The sequence below is a fragment of the Actinoplanes missouriensis 431 genome, assembly GCF_000284295.1.
Classification (GTDB): Bacteria; Actinomycetota; Actinomycetes; order Mycobacteriales; family Micromonosporaceae; genus Actinoplanes; species Actinoplanes missouriensis.
In genome coordinates this window covers 7,065,848-7,086,120 of record NC_017093.1, presented here as the reverse complement: position 1 = coordinate 7,086,120, position 20,273 = coordinate 7,065,848, and the positions used below count along the sequence as shown (strand labels likewise).

Annotated in this window: 20 protein-coding genes and 1 pseudogene; 14 read left to right on the top strand and 7 right to left on the bottom strand. The window is 72.8% G+C overall.

The genetic code is table 11. From position 1 onward, the window contains the following. The first annotated feature begins 43 nt into the window (after nt 1-43). Complete coding sequence (locus tag AMIS_RS32380; protein ID WP_014446681.1) at nt 44-1,768, top strand: alpha-glucosidase; 1,725 nt, start codon at nt 44-46, stop codon at nt 1,766-1,768. Here the strand turns inward: AMIS_RS32380 and AMIS_RS43495 are convergent. Further along, the gene (locus AMIS_RS43495; protein WP_014446680.1) at nt 1,765-1,914 is read right to left on the bottom strand and encodes a hypothetical protein; all 150 of its coding nucleotides are present in this window, start codon (nt 1,912-1,914) and stop codon (nt 1,765-1,767) included. The two genes, AMIS_RS32380 and AMIS_RS43495, sit on opposite strands and share 4 nt — an antisense overlap. Nucleotides 1,915-2,018: 104 nt before the next feature. Here AMIS_RS43495 and AMIS_RS32375 point away from each other — a divergent pair, with 104 nt between their 5' ends. Together AMIS_RS32375 and AMIS_RS32370 are read left to right on the top strand one after the other, a co-directional pair. Continuing rightward, nucleotides 2,019-2,507, top strand: a complete 489-nt coding sequence (locus AMIS_RS32375; protein ID WP_014446679.1) for a TspO/MBR family protein — start codon at nt 2,019-2,021, stop codon at nt 2,505-2,507. A gap of 133 nt (nt 2,508-2,640) precedes the next feature. Next, a complete protein-coding gene (locus tag AMIS_RS32370; protein ID WP_014446678.1) occupies nt 2,641-4,722 on the top strand; it encodes a peptidoglycan recognition protein family protein in 2,082 nt (693 codons plus the stop codon). Here AMIS_RS32370 and AMIS_RS43050 read toward each other — a convergent pair. Further along, complete coding sequence (locus tag AMIS_RS43050; RefSeq protein WP_014446677.1) at nt 4,706-4,882, bottom strand: hypothetical protein; 177 nt, start codon at nt 4,880-4,882, stop codon at nt 4,706-4,708. The genes AMIS_RS32370 and AMIS_RS43050 overlap by 17 nt on opposite strands. A 116-nt stretch (nt 4,883-4,998) precedes the next feature. Beyond that, a complete protein-coding gene (locus AMIS_RS32365) occupies nt 4,999-5,883 on the bottom strand; it encodes an NADP-dependent oxidoreductase (RefSeq protein WP_014446676.1) in 885 nt (294 codons plus the stop codon). A gap of 71 nt (nt 5,884-5,954) precedes the next feature. Between AMIS_RS32365 and AMIS_RS32360 the strand changes: the two genes are divergently transcribed. The 6 genes from AMIS_RS32360 (at nt 5,955) to AMIS_RS32335 (ending at nt 12,874) form a co-directional block, all read left to right on the top strand. Beyond that, nucleotides 5,955-6,995, top strand: coding sequence for a class I SAM-dependent methyltransferase (locus AMIS_RS32360; protein WP_014446675.1), 1,041 nt, complete (start codon nt 5,955-5,957; stop codon nt 6,993-6,995). Between the two features lie 198 nt (nt 6,996-7,193). Then, on the top strand, nt 7,194-10,049 hold the full coding sequence (locus AMIS_RS32355) for an AfsR/SARP family transcriptional regulator (protein WP_014446674.1): 2,856 nt from the start codon (nt 7,194-7,196) through the stop codon (nt 10,047-10,049). Between the two features lie 47 nt (nt 10,050-10,096). Then, complete coding sequence (locus AMIS_RS32350; RefSeq protein ID WP_014446673.1) at nt 10,097-10,657, top strand: hypothetical protein; 561 nt, start codon at nt 10,097-10,099, stop codon at nt 10,655-10,657. A 75-nt stretch (nt 10,658-10,732) separates the two neighbouring features. Continuing rightward, nucleotides 10,733-11,377 carry a bifunctional 4-hydroxy-2-oxoglutarate aldolase/2-dehydro-3-deoxy-phosphogluconate aldolase gene (locus AMIS_RS32345; RefSeq protein ID WP_014446672.1) on the top strand — a complete coding sequence of 215 codons (645 nt, stop codon included), beginning with the start codon at nt 10,733-10,735 and terminating at the stop codon, nt 11,375-11,377. Between the two features lie 98 nt (nt 11,378-11,475). Further along, nucleotides 11,476-12,372, top strand: coding sequence for a sugar kinase (locus AMIS_RS32340; RefSeq protein ID WP_041830198.1), 897 nt, complete (start codon nt 11,476-11,478; stop codon nt 12,370-12,372). Nucleotides 12,373-12,457: 85 nt separating this feature from the next. After that, a complete protein-coding gene (locus AMIS_RS32335) occupies nt 12,458-12,874 on the top strand; it encodes a PRC-barrel domain-containing protein (protein ID WP_014446670.1) in 417 nt (138 codons plus the stop codon). Between the two features lie 25 nt (nt 12,875-12,899). Here the strand turns inward: AMIS_RS32335 and AMIS_RS32330 are convergent, their stop codons facing one another. Continuing rightward, nucleotides 12,900-13,601 (bottom strand): MerR family transcriptional regulator, encoded by a 702-nt coding sequence (locus AMIS_RS32330; protein WP_014446669.1) that lies wholly within the window; start codon nt 13,599-13,601, stop codon nt 12,900-12,902. Between the two features lie 111 nt (nt 13,602-13,712). Here AMIS_RS32330 and AMIS_RS32325 point away from each other — a divergent pair. The 4 genes and pseudogenes from AMIS_RS32325 to AMIS_RS32310 all read left to right on the top strand — a co-directional run. Next, nucleotides 13,713-14,168: pseudogene (locus AMIS_RS32325) on the top strand (DUF6194 family protein); the annotation flags it as partial. A gap of 70 nt (nt 14,169-14,238) precedes the next feature. Then, a complete protein-coding gene (locus AMIS_RS32320; RefSeq protein WP_014446667.1) occupies nt 14,239-14,823 on the top strand; it encodes a cysteine hydrolase family protein in 585 nt (194 codons plus the stop codon). A gap of 7 nt (nt 14,824-14,830) precedes the next feature. Next, a complete protein-coding gene (locus tag AMIS_RS32315; protein ID WP_041830197.1) occupies nt 14,831-15,721 on the top strand; it encodes a GlxA family transcriptional regulator in 891 nt (296 codons plus the stop codon). Further along, nucleotides 15,718-16,386, top strand: a complete 669-nt coding sequence (locus tag AMIS_RS32310; protein ID WP_014446665.1) for an HAD family hydrolase — start codon at nt 15,718-15,720, stop codon at nt 16,384-16,386. Before AMIS_RS32315 ends, AMIS_RS32310 begins: the two co-directional genes overlap by 4 nt. Here AMIS_RS32310 and AMIS_RS32305 read toward each other — a convergent pair. Genes AMIS_RS32305 through AMIS_RS43490 form a run of 3 tightly spaced genes read right to left on the bottom strand, consistent with a single transcriptional unit; the run spans nt 16,377 to nt 19,253 of the window. Next, nucleotides 16,377-17,165, bottom strand: coding sequence for a pectate lyase (locus AMIS_RS32305; protein ID WP_231859139.1), 789 nt, complete (start codon nt 17,163-17,165; stop codon nt 16,377-16,379). The two genes, AMIS_RS32310 and AMIS_RS32305, sit on opposite strands and share 10 nt — an antisense overlap. 34 nt (nt 17,166-17,199) lie before the next feature. Then, on the bottom strand, nt 17,200-17,775 hold the full coding sequence (locus AMIS_RS32300; RefSeq protein WP_014446663.1) for a nucleotidyltransferase family protein: 576 nt from the start codon (nt 17,773-17,775) through the stop codon (nt 17,200-17,202). Beyond that, nucleotides 17,772-19,253, bottom strand: coding sequence for a hypothetical protein (locus AMIS_RS43490; protein WP_014446662.1), 1,482 nt, complete (start codon nt 19,251-19,253; stop codon nt 17,772-17,774). The genes AMIS_RS32300 and AMIS_RS43490 overlap by 4 nt, the downstream gene beginning before the upstream one ends. Before the next feature lie 111 nt (nt 19,254-19,364). On the opposite strand from AMIS_RS43490, the gene AMIS_RS32290 reads away from it, so the two are divergent. Then, the gene (locus tag AMIS_RS32290; RefSeq protein WP_041830196.1) at nt 19,365-20,258 is read left to right on the top strand and encodes a hypothetical protein; all 894 of its coding nucleotides are present in this window, start codon (nt 19,365-19,367) and stop codon (nt 20,256-20,258) included. The last annotated feature ends 15 nt before the right edge of the window (nt 20,259-20,273 follow it).

The following is a 20,273-nucleotide window of genomic DNA, read 5'->3' as shown; positions in this document are numbered from 1 at the left end:
TGCCTCGCCGGTATGGAGAGCGTTCTCGTGTTAGAGAAGAGCCATGAGCGAATCGGTGGCGAAGAGTGACTGGTGGAAGAAGGCGGTCGTCTACCAGGTCTATCCGCGGAGTTTCGCGGATTCCGACGGCGACGGCATGGGTGACCTGCGGGGCATCATCGACCACCTGGACTACCTGGCCGACCTCGGCGTCGGCGTGCTCTGGCTGTCACCGATCTACCCGTCGCCGCAGGACGACAACGGGTACGACATCAGCGACTACCAGGACATCGAGCCGCTCTTCGGTGACCTGGACACCTTCGACGAGCTGCTGGCCGGCGCGCACGCCCGGGGCATCAAACTGATCATGGACCTGGTGGTGAACCACAGCTCGGACGAGCACCAGTGGTTCCAGGAGAGCCGGTCGTCCAAGGACAGTCCGAAGCGGGACTGGTACTGGTGGCGGCCCGCCCGTCCCGGCATGGAGCCGGGCACACCCGGCGCGGAGCCGACCAACTGGGGATCCGTTTTCGGCGGCCCGGCCTGGGAGTACGACGAGACGACCGGCGAGTACTACCTGCACCTCTTCTCGAAGAAGCAGCCCGACCTGAACTGGGAGAACCCGGAGGTTCGCCAGGCCGTCCACGCCATGATGCGCTGGTGGCTGGACCGGGGTGTGGACGGCTTCCGGATGGACGTCATCAACATGATCTCCAAGGTCGTCGGCCCGGACGGCTCCCTGCCGGACGGCCGGATGAGCGCCGGCGCCGCGTACGCGGACGGCTCCGACTCCTTCGTCGGCGGCCCCCGCCTGCACGAGTTCCTCCAGGAGATGCACCGCGAGGTGTTCGCCGGCCGGGAGGGTCTGCTGACCGTCGCCGAGACACCCGGCGTCACCGTGGAGCAGGCCCGCCTGCACACCGACCCGGAGCGGCACGAGGTCGACATGGTCTTCCAGTTCGATCACGTGTGGGTCGACCGGGGGCCGGATCCGTGGCTGCTGGTGCCGCTGCGGCTGACCAACCTCAAGGCGATCTTCGGCCGCTGGCAGGCCGGGCTCGCCGACCTGGGCTGGAACAGCCTCTACTGGAACAACCATGACCAGCCACGCGCGGTCTCCCGGTACGGCGACGACAGCCCGGAGTTCCGGGTCGCCTCGGCCAAGATGCTCGGCGCGGTGCTCCACCTGCACCGCGGCACGCCCTACGTCTACCAGGGCGAAGAGCTCGGCATGACGAACTACCCGTTCACCGGGATCGAGGACTTCCGCGACATCGAGGCGCTCGGCCACTACCGGCAGGCGCTCGACATGGAGGGCCGCAGCCCGGAGGAGGTGCTGACGGTGCTGCGCGCGCGGGGACGGGACAACGCGCGTACCCCGATGCAGTGGGACGACTCGCCGCACGCCGGCTTCACCACCGGTACGCCGTGGCTGGCCGTCAACCCGAACCATCGGGAGATCAACGCCGCAGCCGCGCAGGCCGACCCCGGCTCGGTGTTCCACTGGTACCGCAGGCTGATCGAGCTGCGGAAGACCGAACCGGTCGTGGCGGACGGCGACTTCACCATGCTGCTGCCGAACGACGAGCGCCTGTACGCGTTCACCCGTGCCCTCGGCGGCACCGAGCTCCTGGTGATCGGCAACTTCTCCGGTGAGCGGGTGCGGGCCGAGATCGACGACGCGCAGGCCTGGTCGGCGGCCGAGCTGCTGCTCAACAATCTGCCCGGCACGCCGGCCGACCTGACCCTGGACCCCTGGCAGGTCCTCGTCTACAAGCGCACCCGTTAGCCGGCGGTGATGGTGTCCCAGGAGTACCCGAGCAGGGCGAACGCCGCACCGAGGAGCGCGAGGCTGACGCCGCGCGTGGCGATCGGCAGCGCCGCCAGAACCAGAAGGATGACGGCGATGATGTAGAAAAGTCCCTGGATCGACATGATTGCTCCTCGATGTGGGGGAATGGGGGCGGCGTCCGCTTACCCCCGCGTCGAGGAGCGGTAAACAAGTGGTTCGATGGGGTGATCGCGGGTATCTCCCCGGCATGAGCAGTCACGTGATGCGCTCCGGACGGCACGTCTCCCCCTGGCTCGCCCTGGCCGGTTTCGGCGCGGCCGTGGCGGTGGCCGCCCTGATCGGTGGCCTCGGTGTGGCCGGCACCTCCGGTGAGTACCAGAGCCTCGACCGCCCGTCGTGGGCTCCGCCGTCCTCGGTGTTCGGCCCCGTCTGGACCGTTCTGTACGCGATGATCGCGGTGAGCGGCTGGCTCGTGTGGCGCCGGACCGGCTGGTCGCCCGCGCTGAACTGGTACGCGGCGCAGCTCGTGCTGAACGCGCTCTGGACGCCGGTCTTCTTCGGCGCGGGGCAGTACGGCCTGGCCCTGATCGACATCGCGGTGCTCTGGGTGCTGATCGGGGTGACGGTCTGGAAGTTCCGGCCGGTCTCGAAGGTCGCGGCCGGGCTGCTGCTGCCGTACTGGCTCTGGGTCACCTACGCGACGGCGCTGAACGCCGCGATCTGGTTGGCGAACTGACCCACCACCGGGGTAAAATTCCGAACTTTTTTCACAGAACTCCCCACGTGTCACTCGGCGCACCGGCAAGGTGGCACAAGGTCACCGGCACATCCCGAAACGACCCCTTCCGCCGGTGGCCGGGGGAGTCTCCATGCGCCGCAACCGGCCCGTTCTTCGTCTGCTCACGGCCATCGTCGCCGTCACCCCGGCAATGGCCCTGGCCATATCGGGGCTGACCGTCTCAGGGCTGACCGTCTCAGGGCCGGTGCCCGCGCGGAGTGACCGGGACGGCCCGGTGCTGCAGACGTTCCCGATGACCGGGGGCCTGCGCCTGGCGAGCCGCACCACCGGGCAGACCCCACATCGGGGGTACGCGGAACTACCGCCCCGCCGCACCGAACCGTTCAGCCTGGTCGGGGTGACATGGGCGGATCCCCGGGCGGCCGGTGACGGCCGGATCGAGGTGCGGACCCGCACCGCGGGAACGGACAGGTGGACCCCCTGGCAGCTCCTCGAGACCGACAACCCGGACGCGTCCGGCGGGACCGAGGGATCGCGGGGGGCCAGCGATCCGCTCTGGGTCGGCCCGTCCGACGGGGTGCAGGCGCGGATGGCCGGCAGACGGCTCCCGGACGGCCTGCGGGTGGACCTGATCAACCCGGACACGCCGGCGCAGGAGCCGGACATGCGGGAGCAGGTGCTGGAGAGAGCCGCCGTGCAGACCGGCGCGCGGAACCCGAAGCTGCCGCCCCGGCCCGTGCCGAGGATCGTCACCCGGGCCGGCTGGGGCGCCAACGAGGCGATCGTCAAGGGCACGCCCTCGTACACCGGCGGTATCGAGGTCGTCTTCGTGCACCACACCGCGAGCGGCAACGGCTACACCTGCGGGCAGTCGGCGAGCATCGTCCGGGGCATCGAGGCGTACCAGGTGCGGAGTAAGGGCTGGAACGACATCGGCTACAACTTCCTGGTCGACAAGTGCGGCAGCATCTTCGAGGGACGCCGCGGCGGGGTGCACCGGTCCGTGCTCGGCGCGCACACCCTCGGCTTCAACAACAACGCCAGCGCGATCGCCGTGATCGGCGACTTCCGCGCCACCGGCGTCCCGTCCGCGGCGCGGGCCTCGGTGGCGCAGGTCGCCGCGTACAAGCTCGGCGCCTGGGGGAGCCCACCGGCAGGCCGGGTCTCCTACGTCTCCGGTGGCAGCAACAAGTACCCGGCGGGCCGGACCGCGATCCTCAACCGGGTCTCCGGGCACCGCGACGCCGGATCCACCGAGTGCCCCGGCAACGGCCTGTACGCCCAGCTCCCGTCGATCCGCACGCTCGCCGGAGGCGCCCCGATCGGGCTGCGCTACCAGGAACTCGGCGGCGCCAGCGCGTACGCCGGGAAGTTCTACACCCGCGGGCTGGTGCGGCCGCTCTGGACGCTCTCCACGCCCAGCCGGATGATGGACCGCTTCGAGGTGTGGCTGGACGGCCGGCTCTTCGCCGCCGCGCCCTCCGGGAACCGGCTGTCCCGGCTCCAGCTGCCGGCCGGCGAGCACACGGTCGCGGTCAAGGGCGTGCACCTGTCCGGGCGTACCGCGATCACCAGCGCGCGGATCCTCGCCGACCCGGCGCCGCCGCAGTTCACGACCGAGCCGCAGGTGTCCCTGCGGACCGGTTCGCTGACCGGGAACGGCGTGCCGGTGCGGCTCAGCTGGGCCGCCGCCGACGACAACGGGCTACGGGCGGTGCGGGTCACCGGCACCGGGCGGGGGGTTCTGGGGCCGGACACGGAGAGTTTCGACGCGGCGGCCACTCTCGGTGAGGCCGGGGCGTGGACCGTCACGGCGGCCGACCGGGCCGGGAACACCACGAGCGCTTCGGTCACCCGTACCCTCGCCGTCGTGCCGGAAGCCGGCGCCCAGCGGACCGGAACCTGGCGCACCCTGCGCGACGCCGGCCACCTCGGCAGCGAAGCTGCCGTATCGGCGAACCCGGGCGCGGCCCTGACCTGGACGGTCACCGGCCGATCCGCCGCACTCGTGGCCGGGCGCACCGCCACCTCGGGCCGCGTCCGGATGTATCTCGACGGACGCGATCAGGGAGTGGTGGATCTGCGGTCGGCGAGCGCGAGGTACCGGCAGGCGGTCTGGACCCGGATGTGGCCGGAGAGCGGCACACACACCGTGAAGGCCGTGGTGGAGACCGGTTCCGCGATGCTGGACGGGCTCACTTACCTGCGGTGAGCGGTGTGCCCGGAGCCTGCTGGGCGGCGCTGGCCGGGATCATCACCGGCTTGGCCGGCGCCGCCGCGTGTGGCGCCGCGACGGCGATGCCGGCCGCCATCACCGCGGCGGCGAGGATCGGGGCGGGACCGTGATCGAGGAGGCGGTTCAGCAGGCTCATGCCCGGCGATTCGACGTGCGCCGCCGGGCGCTGAGCGCGTGCTCCCCACCTGCAACGTGCTCAACCTGCCCGCAACCGGATGATCCTCCTGGCCAATGGTCGACTCTGGTCAATGGTCAGCCCTGGTCAACGGTCACCACCACCTTGCCGCGGCCGTGCCGGGACTCCACCACCGCGTGCGCCTCGGCCACCCGCTCCCATCCGAACGCGCGGATCGGCATCCGCAGGCCCGGCAGCGCCACCACCTCGGCGAGCCGCTGCGGCGACCGGCCCGCCCGCACCACCCGCGCGCCGTGCTCGGCGGCCGCCTTGTCGTCCACGATCGTGCCGACCCGGTCCGGTGCGATACCCAGCCCCACCGACTGGCCGATCGCCTCACCGCCCGCCGCGTCGAGAGCGACGGTCGGCGTCAGCCCGGTGGCACGGACAGCGTCGATCAGGCCCATCCCGTACGGGACCGGCACGGCCCCAAGTTCCCGCAGGTACTCGTGGTTACCCGGACTGGCGGTCCCGATCACGGTGGCGCCGGCCCGGACGGCCAGCTGGGTGGCGATCGTGCCGACGCTGCCGGCCGCCGCGTGCAGGAGCAGCACGTCGCCCTCGGTGACCGCGAGCTCGATCAGGGCGCCGCTCGCCGTCTGCGACGCCGCGACCAGGCCGGCCGCCGTCGGGAAGTCGAGGTGATCGGGTTTCACCACGACGTTCCCGGCCGGGACCGTGACGTACTCGGCGACCGCGTTCAGCATGGTCGAGCCGAGCACCGGCGTGCCGGGGGCGAGGTCACCCGCGATCACGACACCCACGTACTCCTGACCGATCCGCTGCGGGAAATCGGCCCGGACCCACGGCATCCGGCCGGTCCGCACCGCCACGTCGAACGGCTGCACCCCGGCGGCACGCACCTTGACCAGGACCTCGCCCGGTCCCGGCTCCGGATCGGGCAGGTCGGCGAAGCGCAGGACGTCGGGCGGACCGTACCGGTCGAAGACGACAGCTCTCATGCCAGCACCCTGCAAGCTGAACTCATGTTGAGGTCAAGCGTTCTGCACGCGGGCTTCTCCACGCTGAGGTCATGACTGCTGAAGCACTGGGCGAACGCCTGTTCGGCGCCATGATCGGCGCCCTGGAACTCTGCACCGTCGAGGTCGGCCGGGAACTCGGCCTCTACGCCGCTCTGCGGGACGGCCCACTCACCCCGGCGGAACTCGCGAAGACCGCCGGCATCGACGAACGATACGCCCGGGAATGGCTGGAACAGCAGGCCGCAGCCGGTTTCCTCACTCCCGATTTCGCGCTGGCGCCGGGCGCTGCCGAGGTGCTCATCGACGAGGGCGGCACCGCGTACGCGGGAGCGGCCGGCCAGTTCGTCGTCGGGGTGGCCCTGCTGACCCCGTCGGTGATCGAGGCGTTCCGGACCGGCGCGGGTGTGCCGTACTCCGAGTACGCGCACGTCCGGCACGGCATCGCGGGATTCAACCGGCCGATGTTCGAGCATCTGCTCACCACGGCGTGGCTGCCGGCCGTACCGGAGATCGAATCCCGTCTGCGGGACGCGGCTCCGGGCGCCCGGGTGCTCGACCTCGGCTGCGGGATGGGGTACTCCTCGGTGGCGCTGGCCCGGGCCTACCCGTCGATCACCGTACGCGGCGCCGACCTCGACGAACACTCCATCACGGTGGCCCGCTCGGTCGCCGCGGCGGCGGGCGTCGCCGACCGGGTCAGCTTCACCGTCGCCGACGCCGCGTCGGTGACCGGCAACTACGACCTGATCACCATCTTCGAGGCGCTGCACGACATGGGCGACCCGGTGGGGGTGCTGCGCAACGCCTGCGGCCTGCTCCGTCCCGGCGGCAGCGTCCTCATCGCCGATGAGCGGGTCGCCGACGAGTTCACCGCCCCGGCCGGCGAGGTGGAACGGTTGCAGTACGCGTTCAGCGTCCTGCACTGCCTGCCCGCCACCCGAGCCGAGAACCCGGTCCTCGCCAACGGCACGATCCTGCGCGCGCCGACCCTGATGGAGTGGGCGCGGGAGGCGGGTTTCCCGGATCCCATGGTGCTCGACATCGAAAACGATTTCTGGCGCTTCTACCACCTGCACCGAGGGTACGAGTAGCCCGCCCCGTCTCCCACCCGTCCCGCAGCGGCCCGTCTCGCGGCGGCCCGTCTCCGACAGCTCGGTTCGCGGCTTTGCCACGCCGCCCGGGACTTGCCTGCCTGCGCTACCCGTCGGTGTGAGCGGAGAGTCGGATTTCAGCGTTGGGGGTCTTTGTGGCTTGCGCTGAGTGTGGTGGGACGGCCTACGGTCGGGGGCGTGTTCGTCCGGGTGCTGGGTCCCTTCGAGGTGGAGGGCGACGATGGTCTGATCTCGGTGGCCGGTGCGTCGCAGCGTGCGGTGCTGGCGTTGCTGGCGCTGCGGGCCGGGCAGCCCGTCGGGGTGTCCGAGCTGATCGACGCGCTCTGGCCGGAGGATCCGCCCCGCTCGGCGCGTAACACGCTGCAGTCGCATGTGGCGCGTCTGCGGGCCCGGCTCGGTACGCCCACGCTGATCACCCACGAGCCGGCCGGCTACTGCCTGCACGTCCCCCGCGAGACCGTCGACGCCCTCCGCTTCGAGTCCCTCCTCCGCGCGGGCGGTAACGGAGCAGGCGGTAACGGGCCGGGCGGTAACGGAGCAGGCGGTAACGGGCCGGGCGGTAACAAGCTGGGCGGTAACGGATCGGGAGCCGACGCGGAGGCGGTCTCGCTGTGGCGGGGCGTTCCGCTGCCGGAATTCCCGGGTGAGCCGTTCCGCGGCATCGCCGCCCGCCTGACCACCCTCTATCGGCACGCCCTGATCCGGCACGTCCGCACCCTCGACCCCACGCTCGCCGCCGACCGGCTGCGGGAGGCCGCCGACGCCGACCCCTGCTGGGAGGACGGCGCCGTCGAGATGGCCACCGCCCTCGCCGCCGCCGGTTGCCGCGGCGAGGCTCTGGACACGCTGCGCCGGCACTGTGACGCGGTGATCGAGCGGCTCGGGCTGGACCCGTCCGAGCGGGTCCGCGGCGCGCAGCAGTCCCTGCTGCGTGACCGGCCGCCGCCGCCTCCGGCGCCGGTGGCACGGGACCTGGCATTACGCGTACCGCTGCGGTATTCGTCCTTTCTCGGCCGGGAGAGTGAGCGGCGGCAGCTGGAGCTACTCCTCGACGAGCCGGACCCGGGTCTGGTCAGCGTCGTCGGGCCGGGTGGGGTGGGCAAGACGCGGCTGGTCGCGGAGACCGTGCGGGCGCGGCCCGGCGTGGCCTGGGTGGATGCCGCCGACGTGCGGGAGGCGGATTTCCTGCACGCCGTCGCGGTCGGTGTGGGCGCCCGGATGGCGCCGCACGATGTGCCGCTCGCGGTGATCGCGGAGGCGGCGGCCCGGCATCCGGTGGTGGTGCTGGACAACTGCGAGCACGTGCTCGAGGTCGCGGCCGAACTGGCCGAGGCGCTGCGCGGGGTGCGCGTGGTGGTGACCAGTCAGGAGAGTCTGCGGGCGGACGGCGAGCGCGTGCTGCGGCTGGGGCCGCTGAGTCCGGAGGCGGCCGGGCGGCTGTTCTGTGAGCGGGCCCGGGTGCCGTCGTCGGGCGCCGTGGGGGAGATCGTGGAGCGGCTGGATCTGATGCCGCTCGCCATCGAGCTGGCGGCGGTGCAGGCCGGCGCGCTCGGGGTGGACGAGCTGGTGGCCCGGCTGGACGACCGGCTGGACCTGCTGGACCGGGGCCGCCGGGGCGCTGATCCGCGGCATCGCACGTTGCGGGCCGTGGTGGAGTGGTCGTTCGCGCTGCTCGACGACGCGTCGGCGAGGCTGCTGCGGCGGCTCTCGGTGTTCGCCGGTGGGTTCACCGTGGCGGCGGCGGAGGCGGTGACCGCGGACGAATGGCTGCCCCGTAGCCGGATCGCCGGGCTGCTGGCCGGTCTGGTGGACCGGTCGCTGGTGGTGCGGCACGGCGCCGGCCGGTTCCGGCTGCTGGAGACCGTGCGGGCCTACGCGCTGGAGCAGGCGGGCGCCGGGCTGGCGGCGGGACCGGTGCGGCACGCCGCCGCCGAGTTCAGCGGCACGCTGCAGCGGCACGCGACGGCGATGGCCGCCGCGGCCGAGGAGCTCGACGCACGCATGCGGGGGGCCGATCAGGCTTCCGCCGTACGGGATATCGACGCTCTCCTGCCGGACCTGAGGCTCGCCCATGCCCGCGGGGACGCCGCCGTGCGGATCCGGCTGGCGGCGGCGATGTACCGCTACGGCTACCGCTGCCAGCAGTACGAGGTGCTGGCGTGGGGCCGGGCCGTAGAGGCCGACGCGCCGGACGTGCCCGCCGCCGTCCGCGCGGACGCCCTCGCGGCGGCGGCCACGCACGCCTGGGGTCGCGGTGACCTGGCCGAGGCCCGCCGGCTCGCGACCGCCGCCGATCCGCCCGGCGCGCCCGCCCACGAGGTGCTCGGTGACGTCGCGCTCGTCGAGTGCGACGCCGAGACGGCGCTGACGCACTACCGGGCGATGGGTGGCGAGCCTCTCGCCCGGGTCTCCGGCATGACCGGTGAGGCGCTGGTCCTGGCCTGGTCGGGCCGGGGCGCTGCGGCGGTCGCGGTGGCGAGCGCGGCGGTCGAGCTGGCCGACGGCACCGGCAATCCGGGTGCCCGGGCCGAGGCGCGGTACGGGCTCGGCGAGGCACTCGGCGATCTTGACCCGGAGGCGGCGCTGACCCTGCTCGCCGAGGCGGAGACGCTGGCCGGGACGGTCGACGACCGGCTCTTCCAGGCGGCGTCGGGTTCGGCGGCGGTGGCGATCCGCAGCCGGCACGGCGACCCGGCGGTGGCTCTCGCCGCGTTCCGGGACGTGCTGCGGCTGTGGCGGCGGGCCGGCAACGACACCCTGCGGGCGGCCGCCCTGCGCAACCTCGTGGTGCTGCTGGCGCGGGTCGGTGAGGACGAGACGGCGGTGCTGCTGGACGCGGCGTTGCCGCGGGCCGCGGTGTACCCGGCGGAGGCCGCCCGGCTGGACCGGGCGCGGGCGGCCGCCGCGGAGCGGCTCGGTGCGGGGCGGGTGGCGGAGGTCGCCCGGCGCGGGGCGATGCTCGGCGCGGCCCGGGTCACCGAGGAGGCGGCACGGGCGATCGATGCGGCGCTCGCACGGGTGCGCCACCGATAGGGGTGTGGTTGACAGCGGGCCGGGCACCGGGTCGATACCGTTAGCGCGTGTCTCAGATCCCGTGGTGGGGCCTTCCCCTCGTTGCCGTCGTCTGCGCCCTCGCCGGGGCTGCGGCCACGCACCTCGCCGCCGCCCGCACCAACACGTTGCGTCACCGGCGCCGCCGCTCCCGCCGGTGGTACGACGAGCGCAGAGCCGCCTATGTCCAGCTGCTGACCGCGTTCGACCGGGCCACCTACCGGCTGCGCGCGGCGTACGACGCCGGTGCGAAACCGCCGACCGTCCTGAACTATCTCGACGAGATCGGCCCCGCGCTGATGCCGGTCCGGCTGCTGGCCTCCGGCCCGGTCCGCTCGGCCGCCCTCGCCGCGCACCTCCAGCTGGAGCGGCTGCACAGCGAGATGAACCCGGCCGGCGTGGTCGGCGTCGAGCCCCGCACCCACTTCCGTGAGCTGCTCGCCCAGGTGCCGCTCGTGCTGCAGCAGTTCGAGGCGGCGGTGCGCGAGGAGCTGGAGATCACCGACCGGCCGCCGGCCGCGGCCGACCCGGCGGCGCTGAACGGCTCCCGCCGCAAAGCGGTCAGCACCCCGGAGCCGGACCGGAGCTGATCTGATCGGAGCTGATCTGATCGGAGCTGGTGGAGCGGCTTTTGCCCCCACGGGGGCATCGGGCAGGATCGGCGTGTGACTTCGCTCAACGGTTCGGTTCCCCTCGATCCTGTCTCCGCCGCCATCGCCGACTCCGGTCTCGTCGCCATCCTGCGGGCGCCGAGCGCCACCATGTTCGCCGCGGTCGCCGACGTGCTCGTCGCCGCCGGCGTCACCGCTCTCGAGATCACCCTCACCTCGGAGGGTGCCCTGGAGGCGATCGCCGGCCTCTGCCGCCAGCTGCCGGACACCGTGCGGATCGGCGCCGGCACGATCCTCACCGAGGACGACGCCAAGGCGGCCGTCGACGCGGGCGCCGCCTTCCTGGTGTCGCCGGTGTCGGTGCCGATCGCGGCCGGGGTGCCGCTCTATCCGGGCACGTTCAGCCCGACCGAGATCTACGCGGCGCACCGGGCCGGCGCGCCGCTGATCAAGCTGTTCCCGGCCGGTGGGCTGGGCCCGGCGTACCTGAAGGATCTGCGTGGTCCGCTCCCGGACGTGCGCGTCCTGCCGACCGGCGGCATCGCCCTCGACGACATCCCGCAGTGGCTGGCGGCGGGAGCGGTGGCGGTCGGCGTCGGCGGCCCGCTGATCGGCGACGCGGCCAGCGGCGGCAGCCTCACCGCGCTGGCCGCCCGCGCCCGCCACGCCGTCGACGCCGTCCGGTACGCGCGCTCATGACCGCGCCCACGACCGGACTCACGACGGGACCCACGACTGAATCCACGACGGGGCCCACGACTGAACTCACGACGGGGCTCCTCACGTTCGGCGAGTCCATGGGGATCTTCGTGGCGGACGGGATCGGCCCGCTCGGCCACGCCAGGTCGTTCAGCCTCGGCGTGGCCGGGGCGGAGAGCAACGTGGCGATCGGTGTGGCGCGTCTCGGTGGCGACGCCACCTGGCTGGGCCGGCTCGGCCCGGACGCGACGGGCGCGCTCATCGCGTCCCGGTTGCGCTCTTCGGGGGTACGGGTGATAGCCGTCCCCGACGAATCCTTCACCGGCCTGATGATCCGTTATCAGCGGTCCGGCCAGTTCATCCACGCCGACTACCACCGGGCGGGCAGCGCCGGCTCCCGCCTCAGCCCGGCCGACGTGCCCGAGGCCGAGGTGCGGTCGGCGCGGATCCTGCACGTCACCGGCATCACCCCGGCGCTGAGCGACTCCTGCCGGGCGGCGGTCTTCGCGGCCGTGGAGACGGCCCGGGCGGCCGGGGTGACGGTCTCGGTGGACGTCAACTACCGGAGCAAGCTGTGGTCCCGCTTCGACGCGGCGCCGGTCCTGCGTGACCTGGTGAGCCGCGCCGACGTGGTGTTCGCCGGCCCGGACGAGGCGGCCATCTTCACCGACTCCGCGGACCCGGTCGACGGCCTGGCGAGACTCGGCCCGTCCGAGGTGATCGTGAAGGACGGCGCGCGGGGCTGTGCCGCGTCGATCGACGGGGAACGGCACGCGCTGCCGGCCCTGACGGTGACCGCGGTGGACCCGGTCGGCGCCGGGGACGCGTTCGTGGCGGGTTATCTGGCGGACCGGCTCGCGGGCGCGGCGGCGCCGGACCGGTTGCGCACGGCGATCGAGTCCGGGGCGTTCGCGGTCACCGTGCCGGGTGACTGCGAGGGCCTGCCGGATCGCGCTGACCTGGCCGCACTGTCCGGTGGCGACATCAACCGCTGAGCCGATCGCGGGCCGGGCGTTTCGCCGGCGGACGGCACGGGTACCGGATGTACAACGGCAGATTCATCGATGTGAGGAGGCCGTGATGCAACCGACGCCGTTCACCCCGTGGACGTGGCGCGATCCGGCTCTGGCGGGCAGCACGACCGATCCCGCCGGCGTGGAGAGCGTCGACGAGACCGGGCGGGTCGGCGTGGATCTGGTCGGGTTCAAGGTGGAGGCGACCGATGGTCACATCGGCTCCATCGACCGGGCCAGCTACGACGTCGGCAGCGCTTACCTGGTGGTCGACACCGGACCGTGGATCTTCGGGCGGAAGGTGCTCCTTCCGGCCGGAACGGTGCAGACCATCGACCACGACGAGCGCAAGGTCTACGTGGACCGTACGAAGGAGCAGATCAAGAGCTCTCCGGAGTACGACAAGGAGACCTTCGAGACGCCCGAGTACCGCGATCAGGTCGGTGACTACTACACCGGCAACTACCGCGATTTCCCGCGCTGATCGCCCTTGACCGCTGCCCCGCCCGTTACCCCCCGGGCGGGGCAGCGTCTGTTTCGAGGTAGGACGCGAGCCGGGCGGCGCCGGTCAGCATCTGCCGCGCCCGGTCGTCGATCCGCTCCTGCCAGCCGGCCAGTGACGCGGCGAGCGGTTCCGGACCGCCGGCCGAGCGGACCTGCCGCACCACCGCGGCGATGTGGTCGAGCAGGTACCCGCCCCGGCGTAGCAGGTGGGCCAGGTCGGCGTCCCGGACGTCCTCGGCGGAGTAGATCCGGGCCGAGCCGTCCCGGGCCGGCGCGAGGATCCCGGCCCGTTCCCACTTGCGCAGCGTGGCAGGGGTGACCCCGAGCCGGTACGCGAGGACCCCGACGGTGACCGGCCCGCGGTGGGCACGGGCCGCCGGCGCGGACGAGAGCACGCCGACCGCGGCCGACACCGAGGCGAGGGTCTCCCGGTCACGTTGCAGGAGGACGTGGGCACGGTCGATTGCGGCGTACGCCGAGGATCGGTCGCCCCGGTTCACGGCTCGCATGATCTCGGCGGCGACGCGGTGCCCGTACCCCCGGGAGAGCGCGACGAACGCGCTGAGCGCACGCACGTGCCGGTCGGTGTAGAGGCGGTAGCCGGCAGCGGATCGCCGGGCCGGCGGGAGGAACCCGTCGCGCTCGTAGTTGCGCACGGCCTGCGCGGAGAGCCCGTGCGCCCGGGCCAGATCCGCCGGGCGGTGCACAGCGGTTTGAGACTTCAGCACACCCTCCCCGAGCACAGTGGCGGGCAAACCCTAACCGGGTGATTCAACGATACGGTGAAGGTCATGGCTGATGGTGACATGACTGCCCCTGACGCGGCGGCCGCGCTGGCCGCACGGATCATGGAGTTGCCGGGTGTGTCGATGACCCGGATCGAGCCCGGTTCCGGCATGCCGGAGTACACCTGGGGTGACCGCTTCTTCTTTGCCGGCGACGACCGGATGCGGCCGTTCGCCACGATCGTCGGGCACGACGTGCCGGGCTTCGACGAGCAGTCCCGCCTGGACCGGCCCGGCGCCTACCGGCTCAACCTGGAGCTGGGCCGCGACGAGTTCCGGCGGGTGTTCGGTTTCGGCCCGGAGGAGCTGGCCGAGCGGCGGCCGGAGATCGACTTCGCGGCCCCGGACCGGCTCGTCCCGCACCCGGCCTACGGCGTGCAGGGCTGGGCCGGCGTGGTCGAGCCGGGCCCGGCCACGGCGTCCGAGATCGATCGTCTCCTGGAGCATGCGCGCTCCCGCTCGGCGGCTCGCGAGAACCGCCGGTCCTGACCGGATCGGTCCGCCCCCGGTCTCGATGGTGTCTTCTTCCGAACGCCTCCGCGCACGTTGAATCGATGGCATGACAAACGCGCTGATCGTGATCGACGTACAGGAGTCGTTCCGGGCCCGGCCGCTCTGGGCGACGACCGACAACCCCGATGTGATCGAGAACGTGGGCCGGCTCGTGGAGGCCGCGCGGGCCGCCGGCGAGCCGGTGATCTGGGTGCTGCACGAGGAGCCGGGCACCGGCAACACGTTCGACCCGGCCGGGGGGTTCGTGCGCGTGATGGACGAGCTCAAGCCGGCCGCCGACGAGCCGATTCTCCGCAAGACCGTGCACAACGCGTTCACCGGCACCGACCTCCAGCACCGGCTGGTGACCGGGAAGGTGGACGCCGTGACGGTCTGCGGGCTGCGCACCGAGCAGTGCGTGGAGACGACCGCGCGGGTCGCGTCCGACCTCGGGTACGACGTCACGTTCGCGATCGACGCGACGGCGACGAACCCGATCCCGCACCGGGACGCCCCCGCCGATCAAAGCGTGGAGGAGTTGCTGGCCGACCCGCGTACGCTGTCCGCGGCGGAGGTGTCGGCCCGGACCGAGTACGCGCTGGCCGGCCGCTTCGCCACCGTGAAGACCGTCGCGGAGATCATCGGGGAGTGACCGGATCGTGAGCAGGGTGGTGTTCGTCCTGACGCCGCAGGTGCATCTGCTCGACCTGGCCGGCCCGGCCCAGGTGTTCGGGACCGCGCCGGGGTACGCGATGGCGTACGTGGCCGAGGAGCCCGCGGTGCCAACGTGGCAGGGCGTCATGCTGCACGCGGACACCACCTGGCCCGAGCTGACGGCGGACGACCTGGTCGTGGTCCCCGGCTGGCGCAGCGGGTACGGCCACTTCGCCCGCCCCACGCTGGACCGGATCGCCGCCCACCACGCCGCGGGCGGTTCGGTGGCGAGCGTCTGCTCCGGCGCCGACGCGCTCGGCCGGGCCGGCCTGCTCGCCGGCCGGCGCTGCACCACCCACCACGACCTGCAGGAACGCCTGGCCCGGCAATACCCGGCGGCCACCGTGCTGCGGGACGTCCTCTACGTCTCCGACGACCGGGTGGTCACCTCGGCCGGCATCGCCAGCGGCATCGACCTGGCGCTGCACCTGGTGGCGCTGCGGCACGGCCCGGCGGTGGCCGCGCAGGTGGCCCGGGAGATGGTGGTCTACGCCCGGCGCAACGGCGACGACCAGCAGGAGAGCGCGATGCTGCGGCACCGGTCGCACCTGAGCGACGTGGTGCACCGGGTGCAGGACCGGATCGACGCCGGGTTCACCGAGCCGCTGCGGCTGACCGAGCTGGCCGCCGCGGCGGGGGTGAGCGAGCGGACGCTGACCCGCCTCTTCACCGCGGCGACCGGGCAGACGCCGCTGCGCTACCAGCAGCAGCTCCGGCTGGAGCGGGCCGAGCATCTGATCGGGCACGGCTCCACGGTGGAGGCGGCGGCCCGTGCCGTCGGTTTCGGGGACGCGCGGATGCTGCGGCGGCTCCGCGCCCGTACCCTGGTGGGGTGATCTTGAAGGGGGTTCTCTTCGACCTGGACGGCACGCTGGGCGACCACGACGCCTCGGTGGCGGCCGCGCTCGCTGCCTGGCTGCCGTCGATCGGGATGGCGTCCGACGAGGCCACGATCCGTGCCTGGGAGGAGATCACCGAACGGCATCTGGTCGCCTGGCGCCGCCGCGAGATCAGCTATGCCGAGCAGCGCCGCCGGCGGCTGGAGGAGTTCCTGGGGGTCCGCCACGACCCGGACGAGGCGGACGCGATCTTCGCGGGCTATCTCGCCCACTACGACACCGGTTATCGGGCCTGTCCCGACGCGGTCGCTGCGGTGGACGAGGCTGCCGGGGCCGGCCTGGCGGTCGCGGTGCTGACCAATGGCAGCGCCGTTCAGCAGCGCGGCAAGCTGCGGCGGATCGGGTTGAGCCACATCGCACAGGTGTTCACTCCCGACGATCTCGGGGTCGCCAAGCCCGACCCGGAGGCGTTCCGGCTCGCCTGCGGGCGGTGGGGGATCGAGCCCGGATCGGTGCTCAGCGTGGGCGACAATCACGCCTTCGACGTGCTGGCGGCGCGGGAGGCCGGCCTGCGGGCGGTGCACCTCGACCGGTCCGGGAGCGGACCGGTCGAGGAGATGTGCCGGATCAGCACGCTGGGCGCGCTGGATGCCTACTTGTAGGTGATGTTCGCGGTCGTGTACTTGCAGTAGGTGCCGTCCGGGCCGCTGCCGGTCTTGGTCGGCTCCTTGCCGGTCTTGTTGCCGGTGAAGCGGTCGCAGATCGAGATCTTCTTCTTGCTGTCACCGGTGATGGTGATGCCGGAGAGCGTGGCGGTGTCGCCGTAGTTGGTGTTGATGCCGACGATGCTCTTGCCCGGCGCCGTGACCGTCACGTTCTTCACCACGACCGCGCGCTTGTACTGCGTCGAGCAGTTCCCGCACGAGCGGTAGAGCTTGCCGAAGTCGCTGACCTGGAAGTTGCTGATCGTCAGGGTGCCGCCGCCGTTGTGCTGGAACACCTTGTCGTCGGCCGACTTCGCGCCGCCGCCGGTGACCGTGTACTTCGCGCCGGAGCCGCCCTTGAACGTGGCGGCGTCCTCGCCGACGTTCTCCCACCAGACGTTCTGGATCGTGCAGGAGCCCTTGCAGTGGATGCCGTCGGCGGCCGGCGAGCCGATGATGACGTTCTTCAGGACCGCGCCGTCGGCCAGCACGAAGAGCGGGTCCTGACCCTCGTCCTGGGAGCCGCTGCCGAGGGCGCCGCTGCCGACGTACCGCTTGAGGCCGCCGTCGACCGTACCGGAGATCGGCTTGCTCGCGGTGACCTTGACCGTGCTGGTAGCGCTCGGCCAGGACGCGGCCGACGCGCCCTGGGTGTAGACGACAGCGCCGAGACCCAGACCGAGGGCGGCCACCGCCACCACGCCGGCACGCCACCGCTTCCGCATTTTGTCGAACACGATCCAGCCTTCCTTCGAGGGTGTTGTCGAAGGGTCAGTGGTCGTGGATCGCGGAAAGGTTGCCCGGCTCGTCAAGATCTTTGTCATCGGCCACGTCTCCGACCCCGACCACCACCACCTCATGGGTACGCAGGTAGTCCCGCGCCCCCCGATCGCCGGTGGCCGACGCCGACACCCCGGACCAGTGGTCGCGCCCGAGCAGCACCGGATGCCCCCGCCGGCCGGAGTAACCACCCATGATCAGGGCGTCCGGCGCCGCGTGGGCGGTGATCCGGCGGACCGCCTCGGGGCTGACCCCGGGCATGTCGACGAGCAGCACGACAGCGGCCGTGCAGCCGGGCGTCGCGGCGAGGGAGGCCAGCCCGGTCCGCAGGGACGACCCCATACCGGTCTCCCAGTCCGGGTTGACGACGGTCTCCGGGAGACGCCCGCGAGCGCGCACCTCGTCGGCCGCCGCGCCGAGGACGATCAGCACGCGGTCGATGCCGGCCCGGGACAACGTGTCCGCGGCGCGCTCCACGAGCAGCTGCCCGTCGTAGCGGACCAGGGCCTTCGGCATGCCGTACCGGCGGCCCGCCCCGGCGGCCAGGACCAGTCCGGCGACGCTCACCGGCTCAGCAGCCCGCGGACCGCGGCCAGCGGCAGGGCCGTCCTCGGGTGGTAGGCGGCACGCCACAGCCCGCCGTGTGCCGCTCCGGTCGCCTCGTCCTTCCACGCGGCCGGATCGGCCGGCCGGGGACGGCGGATCTGGTGCACCATCAGCGCGGCCATCAGGCGGCTCGCGGCGGCCGGTTCGAAGATCTCCACGTCGAAGAGGTGCGCGCCCGCGTAGGCGGCGGCCAGCAGCCGGTTGCTGACCACCGATCGGGTACGCGTCGGCGGCGCCACCGTGAAGCTGACCACCCCGTCCCGGCGCGCGACGGCGGCCCGCCAGCGGTGGATGCGTTTCGCGAGGGCGTAGTTCGGCCCCTGCTGCGGAACCAGGCTGTCGTTGACGCCGGGCGCCAGGTCGGTGAGGTAGTTGGGGCGCAGCAGCCGCCCGCCGGAGAGCAGCGCGCCGGTCCGGGCCCGCCGGGACCGTGCGGCGAACCGGGCCCGGCTCTGCGCGACCGCCTCGCCCGGCACGGCGTAGACGTCGGTCGGCGTGGCGAGGAAGGCGAGCGCGGTGTCCGGCCGCTGCTCGCGCAGGTGCACGGCGAGCGCGTCCAGCGCGGCCGCGAGCTTCGGGTACGACCCGCCCGGCGCGTAGACGTAGTTGCCGAGAATGAGCCGCTCGTCGAAGCCGAGCAGCCACTGCGCGACCGCGCCCAGGTCACTGAGCAGATCGGCGCCCGGCACACCGGCGACCGGCTGCGGGATCGGGTGAGCGTCGGCGGCGTCCACCGGGTCGGCGACCGGGCCGGTGGTGGCGGCGAGCGGGGCGAGCAGCCGGCCGGCCGACTGCGAGGCGAGGGCGGCGGTGCGCTCCCACAGGTCCGCCCGCGGCAGGTCGACGGCGAGGACCGTGCCGCCCCAGCCCAGGACGGACGCGAGCGGCCCCATCTCCGAGCCTGCGCCGAACGTGACCAGGCGCTGGTCGCTGAGGTCCAGCCAGTCCGGGTTGGCGGCCACCTCCCGCACCGCGGCCGCGGCCGACTCCTCGATCACGCCGCGAGTGACCCAGTCGTCGAGCTGCCGTTTCAGCGCGTCGCCCCGGAGCAGGTCGCCGCGGTACGGCACGCCCAGCTCCTTCTCGGCGACCCCCGTGCCGGTCACGGTGACCGTCTCGAACGGCCGCTCCGGCTGTGCCAGCAGGGCCTGGGCCAGCGTGAACTCCCCGTCGTCGCGGCGGAACCGCATCCGCGCCTGCACCGACGCCAGCCCGGCCTCGGCGATCTCGTATGCCGCGGCCCCGCCGGCGGAGAGCCCGGCCTCGACGAGCGCCCGGAAATGACGGAGGTAACCGCGTCGCCAGTCGGTCTCCCGCTCGGCGGCGGCCGCGGCGGCCGGGTCCGCGGCGCGCAGCGCGTCGGCGACGACGGACCTGCCGAAGGAGTTGCTGCTGCGCCGCCCGGAGTCGTCGGCGGGGAAGTCGGTGTGGGGGATCACCGGGCCAGTATGGCGGTCTCCTACCAGGGGAGGAGAAGGCCTCCGACGACCGGCCGCAAGGACGGCCCCCGGTCGGGCGATCCGGCGGCTCCGGAACGGGACGCTGCGAGTATGACAACGATCGATCTTCCCGCTGTAACCACGCCGGTGCGCTGGAACCGGGCGCTGCTGGCCCTCACGGCCGCCTCGGCGGTCCTCGCTGTCGTCGCCGCCGTCGGGATCCTCACCGATCCCCGGATCCTGACCGGCGTGCCGATCTGGCTCAAGCCGTTCAAGTTCGCCGTCTCGTTCGTGGTCTACGCCGGGACGCTCGCCTGGATGCTGTCGATCCTGCCGCGCCGCAGCCGGCCGGCCGAGTGGGCCGGCATCGTGATCGTCGGGGTCGCGGTGGCCGAGCTGGCGATCATCGTGTTCCAGGTGATCCGGGGCAGGACCAGCCACTACAACATCGCGACACCGCTGGACGCGACGCTCTGGTCGGCGATGGGCACGTCCATCATGGTCCTCTTCTTCGCGCACCTGCTGATCGGGGTCACCGCCCTGCGGCAGCGGATCCCGGACCGGGCGATCGCCTGGGCGATCCGTCTCGGCCTGCTGGTCACGCTGCTCGGCATGGCCGTCGCGTTCCTGATGACCACGCAGGGCGGCACCGCCACCGCTCCCGGGGCGCACGCGGTGGGCGTCCCGGACGGCGGGCCGGGCATGCCGGTGACCGGGTGGAGCACCACCGGCGGGGACCTGCGGATCGGCCACTTCGTCGGGCTGCACGCGCTGCAGGCGCTGCCGCTGCTCGCCGTCCTGCTGGGGCGGCTGGTCGCCGACCCGGTGAAGCGGATGCGGCTCGTGTTCGTCGGGGGCGGGGCTTACGCCGTACTGGTGCTGCTCCTGACCTGGCAGGCGCTGCGGGCGCAACCGCTGCTGCAACCCGATGGGACCACCCTGATCGCGTTCGCGGCCCTGGCCGCGGTGACCGTGACCGCCGGCGCCGCGGTGCTCCGTCGATAGCGCCTAGGCTGACCA